Source organism: Pseudomonas sp. X4 (genome assembly GCF_040784925.1).
Taxonomy (GTDB): Bacteria; Pseudomonadota; Gammaproteobacteria; order Pseudomonadales; family Pseudomonadaceae; genus Aquipseudomonas; species Aquipseudomonas putida_Z.
The window spans coordinates 1,220,521-1,233,504 of the sequence record NZ_CP160798.1; the positions used below are offsets into that span (position 1 = coordinate 1,220,521).

A 12,984-nucleotide genomic window follows, 5' to 3' on the forward strand; every position below is an offset into this window, starting at 1 on the left:
CTGTGGGAGCGGCCTTGTGTCGCGAAAGGGCCGCGAAGCGGCCCCAGGATTTCAGCAGTGATGCACAAATTGCCGGGGCTGCTGCGCAGCCCTATCGTGACACAAGGCCGCTCCCACAGGATCGGTGATTTGTTCAAGGTCATCCGAAAGCATTAATCCCCCCTTAACACAAAGGGGTAACACTCCCTCACAATCCTTAACAAAGTGTCATTTGCGCAGAGCCGGGCTCAAGCGCAGCATATCCAGCCCGGTGTCGACCCATTTTTCGACATCCTTCAACAGATCGACACTGTCAGGCAGCAACAACCAGCGCCCGATCAGGCCATCGACATAGGCAAACATGGCCACCGCCGCGCGCTCGACATCCAGCTCGCCTGGCAACTGGCCCCGGCGCACGGCATTGGCCAACGCCAGGGTGATGCCCTTGTGGCAATCCAGCACCGCACCCTGGCGCTGCTGGCGAATTTCACACATGTCATCGGTGAACTCGCACTTGTGATGCAGGATTTCATTGATACGCCGGGTTCGGGCATCGAGCACCAGCTCGTTGAACACTTGCAGCAACAGCTTGCGCATGCAGCCAAGCGGGTCCACTTCGTCCTCGCTTTCGCTCGCCCGCGCCAGGTGGTCATGGGTTTCATGCAGGCTGTCGAGCAGCGCCTGCACCAACTCGGCCTTGTTGTTGAAGTGCCAGTAGATCGCCCCCCGCGTCACACCCGCCAGTTCGGCGATGTCGGCCAGGGTGGTTCGCGCAACCCCGCGCTTGTAGAAGGCCTTTTCCGCCGCCTCGATGATCTGGGCGCGGGTTTCCTGGGCTTCTTCTTTGGTTCGACGGACCATGGCAGTACAAACCTCATCTGCCCCGAACGCGCGGCGCGTGCGGGGAACACTCCGGGGGCACCTCTGCAGGGTGCCTCGCGGAGGAGCTAATCAAGGGCTGTGGCAGTACCCGAGTACAACCCAGCGGTATTTACAAACAACCATGAATGTAAGTATATTCCTTAGCAAGCTATTTATCCACCGGATAGCAATTTTTCCAGATCAAGACTCTTCCATTACTCTTGAGCGTCTCCCAGCTCCAGCGACCCGAGGATCCTCATGCAATTCAAGCCAGCCGTTACCGCTCTGGTTTCCGCCGTCGCCCTGGCAACCCTGCTCAGTGGCTGTAAGAAAGAAGAAGCAGCGCCAGCGGCGCAGGCTCCTCAGGTCGGCGTCGTGACCATCCAGCCCCAAGCCTTCACCCTGACCTCGGAATTGCCGGGGCGTACCAGTGCCTACCGCGTCGCCGAAGTGCGCCCGCAGGTCAACGGCATCATCCTCAAGCGCCTGTTCAAGGAAGGCAGTGAGGTCAAGGAAGGCCAGCAGCTGTACCAGATCGACCCTGCCGTGTACGAAGCCACCCTGGCCAATGCCCAGGCCAACCTGCAGGCCACCCGCTCGCTGGCCGAGCGCTACAAGCAGCTGATCGACGAACAGGCTGTCTCCAAGCAGGAATACGACGACGCCAATGCCAAACGATTGCAGGCCGAGGCTTCGCTCAAAAGCGCGCAGATCGACCTGCGCTACACCAAGGTCCTGGCACCGATCAGCGGCCGTATCGGCCGTTCTTCGTTCACCGAAGGTGCACTGGTGAGCAATGGCCAGGCCAACGCCATGGCCACCATCCAGCAACTCGACCCGATCTACGTCGACGTCACCCAGTCCACCGCCGAGCTGCTCAAGCTGCGCCGTGACCTGGAAAGCGGCCAGCTGCAAAAGGCCGGCGACAACGCCGCCTCGGTGCAGCTGGTGCTGGAAGACGGCAGCCTGTTCAAGCAGGAGGGCCGCCTGGAGTTCTCCGAGGTCTCGGTCGACGAGACCACCGGCTCGGTCACCCTGCGCGCCCTGTTCCCCAACCCCGATCACACCCTGCTGCCAGGCATGTTCGTGCATGCGCGGCTCAAGGCCGGGGTCAACGCCAACGCCATCCTGGCCCCGCAACAGGGCGTGACCCGCGACCTGAAAGGCGCGCCGACCGCGCTGGTGGTCAACCAGGAGAACAAGGTCGAACTGCGCCAGCTCAAGGCCAACCGTACCCTGGGCAGCGACTGGCTGATCGAGGAAGGCCTGAACCCGGGTGACCGCCTGATCACCGAAGGGCTGCAGTACGTGCGCCCGGGCGTCGAGGTCAAGGTCAGCGAAGCCACCAACGTCAAGAAGCCGGCCAGCCCTGTTCAGGCCAACGCGGCGAAAGCAGACGCCAAAGCGGAGTAAACCATGTCGAAGTTCTTTATCGATCGCCCGATCTTCGCCTGGGTGATCGCCTTGGTGATCATGCTGGTCGGCGCCTTGTCGATCCTGAAGCTGCCGATCAACCAGTACCCCAGCATCGCGCCGCCGGCCATCGCCATCGCCGTGACCTACCCGGGCGCCTCGGCGCAAACCGTGCAGGACACCGTGGTACAGGTGATCGAGCAGCAGCTCAACGGTATCGACAACCTGCGTTATGTGTCGTCGGAAAGTAACTCCGACGGCAGCATGACCATTACCGCCACCTTCGAGCAGGGCACCAACCCAGACACCGCACAGGTGCAGGTGCAGAACAAGCTGAACCTGGCCACCCCGCTGCTGCCGCAGGAAGTGCAGCAGCAAGGTATCCGCGTCACCAAAGCAGTGAAGAACTTCCTGCTGGTGATCGGCCTGGTGTCCGAAGACGGCAGCATGACCAAGGACGACCTGGCCAACTACATCGTCTCCAACATGCAGGACCCGATCTCGCGTACCGCGGGTGTGGGTGACTTCCAGGTGTTCGGTGCGCAGTACGCCATGCGTATCTGGCTCGATCCGGCCAAGCTGAACAAGTTCCAGCTGACCCCGGTCGACGTCAAGACCGCCGTGGCCGCGCAGAACGTGCAGGTGTCCTCCGGCCAGCTCGGCGGCCTGCCGGCCATGCCGGGTACCCAGCTGAACGCCACCATCATCGGCAAGACCCGCCTGCAGACTGCCGAGCAGTTCGAGAAGATCCTGCTCAAGGTCAACAGCGACGGTTCGCAGGTGCGTCTGGGTGATGTCGCCCAGGTTGGCCTGGGTGGTGAAAACTATGCCGTCAGCGCCCAGTTCAACGGCAAGCCGGCCTCCGGCCTGGCAGTAAAACTGGCCACCGGTGCCAACGCCCTGGACACCGCCAAGGCCCTGCGCCAGACCATCGCCGACCTGGAACCATTCTTCCCGCCTGGGGTGAAAGCGGTATTCCCGTATGACACCACCCCGGTGGTCACCGAATCGATCAGTGGCGTTATCCACACCCTGATCGAAGCCGTGGTCCTGGTGTTCCTGGTGATGTACCTGTTCCTGCAGAACTTCCGCGCCACCATCATCACCACCATGACCGTACCGGTTGTGTTGCTGGGTACCTTCGGCATCCTTGCCGCTGCCGGCTTCAGCATCAACACCCTGACCATGTTCGCCATGGTCCTGGCCATCGGCTTGCTGGTGGACGACGCCATCGTCGTGGTGGAGAACGTCGAGCGGGTGATGTCCGAGGAAGGCTTGCCGCCCAAGGAGGCGACCAAGCGCTCGATGGAGCAGATCCAGGGTGCCCTGGTGGGTATCGCCCTGGTGCTGTCGGCGGTACTGCTGCCCATGGCGTTCTTCGGCGGCTCCACGGGTGTAATCTACCGGCAGTTCTCCATCACCATCGTCTCGGCCATGGGCCTGTCGGTGCTGGTGGCGCTCATCTTCACCCCGGCCCTGTGCGCCACCATGCTCAAGCCGCTGAAGAAGGGCGAGCACCATGTGGCCAAGCGTGGCTTCTTTGGCTGGTTCAACCGCAACTTCGACCGCAGCGTAACCGGCTACGAGCGCAGCGTGGGTACCATCCTGCGCAACAAGGTACCGTTCCTGCTGGCCTACGCGCTGATCGTGGTCGGCATGATCTGGCTGTTCGCCCGCATCCCTACCGCGTTCCTGCCGGAAGAAGACCAGGGCGTATTGTTCGCCCAGGTACAGACCCCGGCCGGCTCCAGTGCCGAGCGCACCCAGGTGGTGGTCGACCAGATGCGTGAGTACCTGCTCAGCGAAGAGGCCGACACCGTGGCTTCGGTGTTCACCGTCAACGGCTTCAACTTCGCCGGCCGTGGCCAGAGCTCGGGTATGGCGTTCATCATGCTCAAGCCGTGGGATGAGCGCTCCAAGGAAAACAGCGTGTTCGCCCTTGCCCAGCGCGCCCAGCAGCACTTCTTCACCTTCCGCGATGCGATGGTGTTCGCCTTTGCCCCGCCTGCGGTGCTCGAACTGGGTAACGCCACCGGCTTCGACGTGTTCCTGCAGGACCGCGGCGGTGTCGGCCATGCCAAGCTGATGGAAGCGCGCAACCAGTTCCTGGCCAAGGCCGCGCAGAGCAAGATCCTCAGCGCCGTGCGCCCGAACGGCCTGAACGACGAGCCGCAGTACCAGCTGACCATCGATGACGAGCGTGCCAGCGCCCTGGGCGTGACCATCGCCGACATCAACAACACCCTGTCGATTGCCCTGGGTGCCAGCTACGTCAACGACTTCATCGACCGTGGCCGGGTCAAGAAGGTGTACATCCAGGGCGAGCCGAACGCGCGGATGAGCCCGGAAGACCTGCAGAAGTGGTACGTGCGCAATGGCGCCGGCGAAATGGTGCCGTTCTCCTCCTTCGCCAAGGGCGAATGGACCTACGGTTCGCCGAAGCTGTCGCGTTACAACGGCGTCGAGGCAATGGAAATCCTCGGTGCTCCGGCCCCGGGCTACAGTACCGGTGAAGCCATGGCCGAGGTCGAGCGCATTGCTGGCGAACTGCCAAGCGGCATCGGCTTCTCCTGGACCGGCATGTCCTACGAGGAAAAACTCTCCGGTTCGCAGATGCCGGCACTGTTCGCCCTCTCGGTACTGTTCGTGTTCCTGTGCCTGGCAGCCCTGTACGAAAGCTGGTCGATCCCGATCGCCGTGGTACTGGTAGTACCGCTGGGTATCATCGGTGCCCTGATCGCCACCAGCCTGCGCGGGTTGTCCAACGACGTGTACTTCCTGGTCGGCCTGTTGACCACCATCGGCCTGGCGGCGAAAAACGCCATCCTGATCGTCGAATTCGCCAAGGAACTGCACGAGCAAGGCCGCAGCCTGTACGACGCGGCGATCGAGGCGTGCCGCATGCGTCTGCGCCCGATCATCATGACCTCGCTGGCGTTCATCCTCGGCGTGGTACCGTTGACTATCGCCAGCGGCGCCGGCGCCGGCAGCCAGCACGCCATCGGTACTGGCGTGATCGGCGGCATGATCAGTGCGACCGTGCTGGCTATCTTCTGGGTACCACTGTTCTTCGTCGCAGTGTCGTCACTGTTCGGCAGCAAAGAGCCGGAAAAAGACGTCACCCCTGAAACTCCACGTTATGAGGCTGGGCAATGACCAAGTCTTTGTTGTCCCTGGCAGTAACCGCTTTCATTCTTGGCGGCTGCTCGCTGATCCCTGACTACCAGACCCCGGAATCGCCGGTGGCTGCGCAGTGGCCGCAGGGCCCTGCGTACTCGCCGACGCAATCGGCGGAAGTTGCCGCCGCCGAGCAGGGCTGGCGCCAGTTCTTCCACGACCCGGCACTGCAGCAGCTGATCCAGACTTCGCTGGTCAACAACCGCGACCTGCGCGTTGCCGCGTTGAACATCGACGCCTACCGTGCGCAGTACCGCATCCAGCGTGCCGACCTGTTCCCGGCGGTTTCGGCCACCGGCAGCGGCAGCCGCCAGCGCGTACCGGCGAACATGTCGCAGACGGGCGAAGCGGGCATCACCAGCCAGTACTCGGCCACCCTGGGCGTCAGCGCCTATGAGCTGGACCTGTTCGGCCGCGTGCGCAGCCTGACCGAGCAGGCCCTGGAAACCTACCTGTCCAGCGAGCAGGCGCGTCGCTCCACGCAGATCAGCCTGGTGGCCAGCGTGGCCAACGCCTACTACACCTGGCAGGCCGACCAGGCGCTGTTCAAGCTGACCGAAGAAACGCTGAAGACCTACGAGGAAAGCTACAACCTCACCCGTCGCAGCAACGAAGTCGGCGTAGCCTCGGCACTCGACGTCAGCCAGGCGCGTACCGCCGTGGAAGGCGCCCGGGTCAAGTACTCGCAGTACCAGCGCCTGGTCGCCCAGGACGTCAACAGCCTGACCGTGCTGCTGGGCACCGGCATTCCCGCCGACCTGGCCAAGCCTCTGGAGCTCAATGCCGACCAGCTGGCCGAAGTACCGGCCGGCCTGCCGTCGGACATCCTCCAGCGTCGCCCGGACATCCAGGAAGCCGAGCACCTGCTCAAGGCCGCCAATGCCAACATTGGCGCGGCCCGCGCAGCGTTCTTCCCGAGCATCAGCCTGACCGCCAATGCCGGCAGCCTGAGCCCCGACATGGGCCACCTGTTCTCGGGCGGCCAGGGCACCTGGCTGTTCCAGCCGCAGATCAACCTGCCGATCTTCAACGCCGGCAGCCTGAAGGCCAGCCTGGACTACTCGAAGATCCAGAAGGACATCAACGTCGCCAAGTACGAAAAGACCATCCAGACCGCCTTCCAGGAAGTCTCCGATGGCCTGGCGGCGCGCAAGACCTTCGAAGAGCAGCTGCAGGCGCAACGCGACCTGGTGCAGGCGAACCAGGACTACTACCGCCTGGCCGAACGCCGCTATCGCATCGGTATCGACAGCAACCTGACCTTCCTCGACGCCCAGCGCAACCTGTTCAGCGCCCAGCAGGCACTGATCGGCGACCGCTTGTCGCAGCTGACCAGCGAGGTCAACCTGTACAAGGCGCTTGGCGGTGGCTGGTACGAGCAGACCGGGCAGGCCAACAACCAGCAGGCAGCGGTGGAAGCACCGAAGAGCTGATTGAAGCTGTCAAAGCATCAAGCCCACCCTCGCGGTGGGCTTTTTGTTTTGTGTTGCCTGAACCGGCCTCTTCGCGGGTGAACCCGCTCCCACAATGTTTTGCATAAATGCTGAAGGCTGTGCAGTACCTGTGGGAGCGGGTTTACCCGCGAAGAGGCCAGTGCAGGAGAACAATTAACCAACCAGAACATTCCGTTCGATTATCGCCCGCTTCCGTTTGTGGCGAATTGCCTCACCCCAGCCCTACCCCGCACCATCCCCCCACGCAACGTTGCCCCGGTTCATCCCAAAAGACCCGCACCTGCAGGCCGCATCCTGCAGCGTACCGGCTCGCCCATAAAAACAAGAGATCCACGACAGATGAGCACTTTGCAACCCGCACGCCAGCTGCTGCCCGGCCTGTTGGCCATGTCCTGCGCACTCCCCGTGTTCGCCGCCGACCAAGGTGGTTTCCTGGAGGACGCCAAGGCCACCCTCAACCTGCGCAACTTCTACATCAACCGCAACTTCGTCGACCCGGCCCACCCGCAGGCCAAGGCCGAAGAGTGGACGCAGAGCTTCATCCTCGACGCCCGCTCCGGCTTTACCCAAGGCACCGTCGGTTTCGGCGTGGACGTACTGGGCCTGTACTCGGTCAAGCTCGACGGCGGCAAAGGCACCACCAACACCCACCTGCTGCCGGTGCACGACGACGGCCGCCCGGCCGATGACTTTGGCCGCCTGGGCGTGGCACTGAAAGCCAAGCTGTCCGAAACCGAGCTGAAAGTGGGTGAATGGATGCCGGTACTGCCGATCCTGCGCTCGGACGATGGCCGCTCGCTGCCGCAGACCTTCCGCGGCGGCCAGCTGACCTCGAAGGAAATCGCCGGCCTGACCCTGTACGCCGGCCAGTTCCGCGGCAACAGCCCGCGCAACGACGCCAGCATGGAAGACATGTCGCTGAACGGTAAGGCCGCATTCACCTCCGACCGTTTCAACTTTGGCGGCGGCGAGTACACCTTCAACGACAAGCGCACCATGATCGGCCTGTGGGATGCCCAGCTCAAGGACATCTACCGCCAGCAGTACCTCAACCTGGTGCACAGCCAACCCCTGGGTGACTGGACCCTGGGCGCCAACCTGGGCTACTTCATCGGCAAGGAAGACGGCGCCGAACGCGCTGGCGAACTGGACAACCGCACTGCATCGGCCATGCTCTCGGCGCGCTATCAGGGCCACACCTTCTACGTCGGCCTGCAGAAAGTCAGCGGCGACGACGCCTGGATGCGGGTCAACGGTACCAGCGGCGGCACCCTGGCAAACGACAGCTACAACTCCAGCTTCGACAACGCCAAGGAGCGCTCCTGGCAGGTGCGCCATGACTTCAACTTCGCCACCGTCGGCGTGCCAGGCCTGACCCTGATGAATCGCTACATCAAGGGTGACAACGTCACCGCAGGCGGCGTGGACGATGGCAAGGAATGGGCGCGGGAAACCGAATTGGCCTATGTGGTGCAGTCGGGCAGCTTCAAGGACCTGTCGGTGAAGTGGCGCAACTCCACCATGCGCCGGGACTTCAGCACCAACTCGTTCGATGAGAACCGGTTGATCGTGAGTTACCCGCTGAATCTCCTCTGAGTTCTTCGCGGGACCGCACCAGCCTTGAAACCTGTGCGGTCCCTGTGGGGGCGGGCATGCCCGCGAAGAGGCCAGAAGCCACGCAAATAACCATAAGCTATAAACAAATCAATAAGCCTTCTTTGACGACATATGCAGCAACCGCTTGAATAGGCCCCTGATCCCCGCCCCAGAGCCGTGACATGGACCTCCGTCAGCTGCGCTACTTCATCGCCCTCACCGAATACCGCAGCTTCGTCCGTGCCGCCGAGGCCATGGGCATCACCCAACCCGCCTTCAGCCGTGCCATCCAGAGCCTGGAACACAGCTTCGGCTGCCCACTGGTCGACCGCGCCAGCAAAGCCCTGCCGCCCACCCCCGAAGGCCTGGTGGTGCTGCAACATGCCCGGCGCCTGGTACAAGGTGCCGCGCAGCTGAGCAACGAAGTGCTGCAGATGACCAAGCTCGACGCCGGCGAGCTGCATTTCGGCAGCGGCCCGGCGCTGGCTGTGCGCCTGGTGCCCGACGCCCTGCGCCACTTTCTCGAACGCCACCCGGGCATCCGCACCTCGCTGCTGGTGGACAACGCCGAACGCCTCGGCCAGGCCCTGCGCCGCGAGCAGATCGAGTTTTTCGTCGACGATATCCGCCCGTTCGAAGCTGACCCCAACTTCCACACCGAGCCCCTTTCACCGCGCCCCGGCCTGTTCTTCTGCCGCCCAGGGCACCCATTGCTGGCCAAGGACAGCCTGTCGACCAACGATCTGTTCAGCTACCCGCTGGCCAGCGCCCTGCTCGCCCCCGGCGTGCGCAAGCGCCTGGCCAACCTGAGCGGGCGCAGCGATTTCACCCCGCACCTGCAAACCGAGCACCTGGCCGTGCTGCGCAGCGTGGTGCAGGCCAGCGATGCCATCGGCACCGCCAGCGAGGAAGCCGTGGCCGAAGACCTGGCCAGCGGCCGCCTGGTGCGCCTGCACTGGCGCAACCTGCCACCGGCGCTGGAAGTGCTGAGCGTGCGCTGTGGCGTGGTCAGCCGCAGCGGTTACCGGCTGTCGCCGGCGGCGCGAGCGATGATCGAGACGCTGGTGGGGCTGGATATGCCAGTGCGGGCTGCTGCCATTCGCTGAGCTGATGATGGTGGCAGGGGCGGGCTATCCTGAGCTATATCGGTCGCCTGTACCGGCCCTTTCGCGGGTGAACCCGCTCCCACAGGTACAGCGCAGCTCTCAGGAGTTGTGGTGCCCCCTGTGGGAGCGGGTTTACCCGCGAAGAGGCCAGAACAGGCAATACACCTCGATCAGGCAACCAGGGAGGCACAACAATGAAAACCCTCGTCGACCACCTGAGCCAATACGCCAGCTACCACCGCGACCCACGCAACATCGCCACCCATTTCGTCGGCATCCCGATGATCGTGCTGGCGGTCACCATCCTGCTGTCGCGCCCTGGCTGGGAGGTAGCCGGCATGTGGCTGTCCCCTGCCCTGCCGGCGGCCGCAGCCTCGGTCTGGTTCTACCTGCGCCTGGACCTGCGCTTCGGCCTGGTGATGGGGTTGTTGCTTGGGCTATGCCTGTGGGTCGGCCAGATGCTGGCGATGCAGACGACAGCGCTGTGGCTCGGTGCCGGGCTGGGGGCGTTCGTGGTGGGCTGGATCATCCAGTTCATCGGCCATTACTACGAAGGCCGCAAGCCGGCGTTTGTCGACGATGTCAGCGGATTGATCATCGGGCCGTTGTTCGTGGTGGCAGAAGCGGCATTCATGCTCGGCCTGTGCCCGGCCCTGAAGCAAGCCGTGGAAAGCAACGCCGGCCCAGTGGCCATGCGGCAGAAGAATGCGGCCATGTAAACATTCCATGGCCCTATCGCCGGCAAGCCAGCTCCCACAGGGACTGCACTGCCCTCAAGCCTGATGCTATCCCTGTGGGAGCTGGCTTGCCGGCGATAGGGCCGGTACAGGCATTACTGCTGTCGCGACTCCACGCCCAGCTCATCCCACACCGACTCAGCCATGTGGAAGGTGGCATTGGCCGCCGGAATGCCGCAATAGATCGCGCTCTGCATCAGCACTTCCTTGATCTCGTCGCGGGTCACGCCGTTGTTGGCTGCCGCGCGCAGGTGCAGCTTCAGCTCGTCGTTGCGGTTCATGCCAATCAGCATGGCGATGGTGATCAGGCTTCGGGTATGGCGCGGCAGGCCCGGGCGAGTCCAGATGTCACCCCAGGCGTGGCGGGTGATCATTTCCTGGAACTCACCGTTGAAGTCGTTGAGCTTCTCCAGGCTGCGGTCCACGTGGGCATCGCCAAGCACTGCGCGGCGTACTTGCATGCCGGCGTCGTAACGTTGTTTCTCGTCCATGGCGGTACCCTCAGTGAGCCAGCAGGAAGTCGAGCACGCGGCGGCTGAACGCCTCGCCGATCTCGACGTTGGACAGGTGCGCCGCCGGGAAGTCGACGTACTCGGCACCCGCAATACCGGCCTGCATGAAGCGGCCGTGCTCCGGAGTGGTCACCACGTCCTCGGTACCGGCAACGATCAGCGCCGGCACCTGGATACGGCCCAGTTGCTCGCGGTAATCGGCATCACGCACCGCCGCGCAGTTGCCGGCATAACCCTGCGGACTGGTTTGCGCCAGCATCTGGCAGATGCGCTGGGCCTGCGCTGGCTGGGCCTGGGCGAAGCCCGGGGTGAACCAGCGGGCGATGGAGGCATCGCGCAGGTCGACCATGACCTGCTGGCCGCCCTTGAGCACGGTGTCGATACGGGTGTTCCACACCTCGTCGTTGGCGATCTTGGCGGCGGTATTGCACAGGGTCAGGCTGTGCAGGCGCTCGCCGGCATTGATGCCCAGCCACTGGCCGATCAGGCCACCCATCGACAGGCCGACGAAGTGCGCCTTGGCAATATCCAGCCCATCGAGCAGGGCCAGCACGTCACGGCCCAGCTGTTCGATGCTGTAAGGGCCTTCAGTGACCAGCGACCCACCGTGGCCACGGGTGTCGTAGCGCAGCACGCGCAAGTGCTGGCTCCACAGTGGAATCTGCGTGTCCCACATGCCCAGGTCGGTACCGAGCGAGTTGGACAGGACCAGCACCGGGGCGTTTTCCGGGCCATCGATCTGGTAATTCAAAACGCCATCGGCCAGTTGCAAGTGCGCCACAGCGGTCTCCTTCAGGCAGTGAAACGTTGATGTTCGGACACGGCGCGCGCCACCCAGACGCGGGCCTGGCCCAGGTAATGGGCAGGGTCGAGCAAGCGATCGAGTTCTTCGGCGGACAGCTCGGCGCTGACTTGCGGCTCTTCACCCAGCACAGTGCGCAGGTGGCGCTGTTCGGCCACCGCGCGCTGGCAGCACTGCTCCAGCAGGTGGTGGGCGTGGTCGCGGCCCAGGCGCTGGGCAAGGACGATGCTCACCGCTTCGGCCAGCACCAGGCCCTGGGTCAGGTCGAGGTTACGGCGCATGCGCGCGGCATCCACTTCCATGCCCTCGGCAATCACCTGGGCCTGGCGCAGCGCACCAGATACCACGCAGCAGATGTCCGGCAGGGTTTCCCATTCGGCATGCCACAGGCCAAGGCTGCGCTCATGCTCCTGGGGCATGGCGGCGAACAACGTCGAAACCAGCCCCGGCACGCGGGTCGCGGCACCGATCAGCACCGCGGCGCCGACAGGGTTGCGCTTGTGCGGCATGGTCGAAGACCCACCCTTGCCCGGCGCGGAAGGCTCGAACAGTTCCCCCGCCTCGGTCTGCATCAGCAGGCTGACATCACGGCCGAACTTGCCCAGGCTACCGGCGACCAGGCCCAGCACCGAGGCAAATTCCACCAGGCGGTCGCGTTGGGTGTGCCAGGGCTGCTCGGGCAGGGTCAGCTTGAGCTGCTCGGCCAAGGCTTCGGCCACCGGCATCGCCTTGCTGCCCAAAGCCGCCAGGCTGCCCGAGGCACCGCCGAACTGCAGCACCAGCAAGCGTGGGCGCAGCTCCTGCAGGCGCTGGCGGTGACGGGTCAAGGCGCCCAGCACACCGGCCAGTTTCATGCCCAGGGTCACCGGGGTGGCATGCTGCAGCCAGGTGCGCCCCACCAGCGGCGTGTCGGCGTGCTGCAAGGCCTGGCGCGACAAGGTATCGGCCAGCTTGCCGAGGTCGGCTTCGATCAGGTCGAGGGCAGCGCGCAGCTGCAGGACCAGCCCGGTATCCATCGCGTCCTGGCTGGTGGCGCCCAGGTGCACATAGCGCTCGGCTTCGGGCACGCCACTGGCAATCACCTTGCCCAACGCCTTCACCAGCGGGATCGCCGAGTTGCCAGCAGTGGCGATGGCATTGGCCAGCGCGCCAACGTCATAGCGCTCGGCGTGGCACGCCGCCTCGATGGCCGCTACCGCGCTATGCGGGACCAGCCCGGCAGCCGCCTCGGCCCGCGCCAGCGCCGCTTCGAAATCGAGCATGCCCTGCAGGCGGCCACGGTCGGAGAAGATCTCGCGCATGGCCGGTGCGGTGAAGTAGGCGTCGAACAGTTGGTTGGTCATGCCA

At 64.1% G+C, this 12,984-nt stretch carries 10 protein-coding genes; 6 read left to right on the forward strand and 4 right to left on the reverse strand.

Annotated elements, in window-relative coordinates; translation table 11 throughout:
- Window positions 1-207: 207 nt before the first annotated feature.
- Window positions 208-840: an efflux transport transcriptional regulator TtgR gene (gene ttgR / locus ABX298_RS05290; protein ID WP_025340482.1), complete on the reverse strand. Its 633-nt coding sequence runs from the start codon at window positions 838-840 to the stop codon at window positions 208-210.
- Window positions 841-1,098: 258 nt separating this feature from the next.
- Between ttgR and ttgA the strand changes: the two genes are divergently transcribed.
- The 6 genes from ttgA (at window position 1,099) to ABX298_RS05320 (ending at window position 10,305) form a co-directional block, all read left to right on the forward strand.
- Window positions 1,099-2,253 (forward strand): toluene efflux RND transporter periplasmic adaptor subunit TtgA, encoded by a 1,155-nt coding sequence (gene ttgA, locus ABX298_RS05295; RefSeq protein ID WP_075046218.1) that lies wholly within the window; start codon window positions 1,099-1,101, stop codon window positions 2,251-2,253.
- Window positions 2,254-2,256: 3 nt separating this feature from the next.
- Window positions 2,257-5,409, forward strand: a complete 3,153-nt coding sequence (gene ttgB / locus ABX298_RS05300; protein ID WP_075046219.1) for a multidrug efflux RND transporter permease subunit TtgB — start codon at window positions 2,257-2,259, stop codon at window positions 5,407-5,409.
- Complete coding sequence (locus ABX298_RS05305) at window positions 5,406-6,863, forward strand: AdeC/AdeK/OprM family multidrug efflux complex outer membrane factor (protein WP_025340485.1); 1,458 nt, start codon at window positions 5,406-5,408, stop codon at window positions 6,861-6,863. The genes ttgB and ABX298_RS05305 overlap by 4 nt, the downstream gene beginning before the upstream one ends.
- 360 nt (window positions 6,864-7,223) lie before the next feature.
- The gene (locus tag ABX298_RS05310) at window positions 7,224-8,480 is read left to right on the forward strand and encodes an OprD family porin (protein WP_075046220.1); all 1,257 of its coding nucleotides are present in this window, start codon (window positions 7,224-7,226) and stop codon (window positions 8,478-8,480) included.
- A gap of 182 nt (window positions 8,481-8,662) precedes the next feature.
- The gene (locus ABX298_RS05315; protein ID WP_085692306.1) at window positions 8,663-9,586 is read left to right on the forward strand and encodes a LysR family transcriptional regulator; all 924 of its coding nucleotides are present in this window, start codon (window positions 8,663-8,665) and stop codon (window positions 9,584-9,586) included.
- Between the two features lie 194 nt (window positions 9,587-9,780).
- Window positions 9,781-10,305: a DUF962 domain-containing protein gene (locus ABX298_RS05320; protein WP_075046222.1), complete on the forward strand. Its 525-nt coding sequence runs from the start codon at window positions 9,781-9,783 to the stop codon at window positions 10,303-10,305.
- A 113-nt stretch (window positions 10,306-10,418) separates the two neighbouring features.
- Here the strand turns inward: ABX298_RS05320 and pcaC are convergent, their stop codons facing one another.
- Genes pcaC through ABX298_RS05335 form a run of 3 tightly spaced genes read right to left on the reverse strand, consistent with a single transcriptional unit; the run spans window position 10,419 to window position 12,980 of the window.
- Window positions 10,419-10,814 carry a 4-carboxymuconolactone decarboxylase gene (gene pcaC / locus ABX298_RS05325; RefSeq protein ID WP_003259581.1) on the reverse strand — a complete coding sequence of 132 codons (396 nt, stop codon included), beginning with the start codon at window positions 10,812-10,814 and terminating at the stop codon, window positions 10,419-10,421.
- 10 nt (window positions 10,815-10,824) lie between these two features.
- Entirely contained in the window at window positions 10,825-11,616 is a 792-nt protein-coding gene (gene pcaD / locus ABX298_RS05330) for a 3-oxoadipate enol-lactonase (protein WP_367394160.1), read from the reverse strand.
- Window positions 11,617-11,627: 11 nt separating this feature from the next.
- Window positions 11,628-12,980, reverse strand: coding sequence for a 3-carboxy-cis,cis-muconate cycloisomerase (locus ABX298_RS05335; RefSeq protein ID WP_367394161.1), 1,353 nt, complete (start codon window positions 12,978-12,980; stop codon window positions 11,628-11,630).
- Window positions 12,981-12,984 lie beyond the last annotated feature (4 nt).

Coding starts and splice junctions, on each gene's coding strand:
- ttgR (WP_025340482.1), bottom strand. CDS start 840: ATGGTCCGTCGAACCAAAGAAGAAGCCCAGGAAACCCGCGCCCAGATC.
- ttgA (WP_075046218.1), top strand. CDS start 1,099: ATGCAATTCAAGCCAGCCGTTACCGCTCTGGTTTCCGCCGTCGCCCTG.
- ttgB (WP_075046219.1), top strand. CDS start 2,257: ATGTCGAAGTTCTTTATCGATCGCCCGATCTTCGCCTGGGTGATCGCC.
- ABX298_RS05305 (WP_025340485.1), top strand. CDS start 5,406: ATGACCAAGTCTTTGTTGTCCCTGGCAGTAACCGCTTTCATTCTTGGC.
- ABX298_RS05310 (WP_075046220.1), top strand. CDS start 7,224: ATGAGCACTTTGCAACCCGCACGCCAGCTGCTGCCCGGCCTGTTGGCC.
- ABX298_RS05315 (WP_085692306.1), top strand. CDS start 8,663: ATGGACCTCCGTCAGCTGCGCTACTTCATCGCCCTCACCGAATACCGC.
- ABX298_RS05320 (WP_075046222.1), top strand. CDS start 9,781: ATGAAAACCCTCGTCGACCACCTGAGCCAATACGCCAGCTACCACCGC.
- pcaC (WP_003259581.1), bottom strand. CDS start 10,814: ATGGACGAGAAACAACGTTACGACGCCGGCATGCAAGTACGCCGCGCA.
- ABX298_RS05335 (WP_367394161.1), bottom strand. CDS start 12,980: ATGACCAACCAACTGTTCGACGCCTACTTCACCGCACCGGCCATGCGC.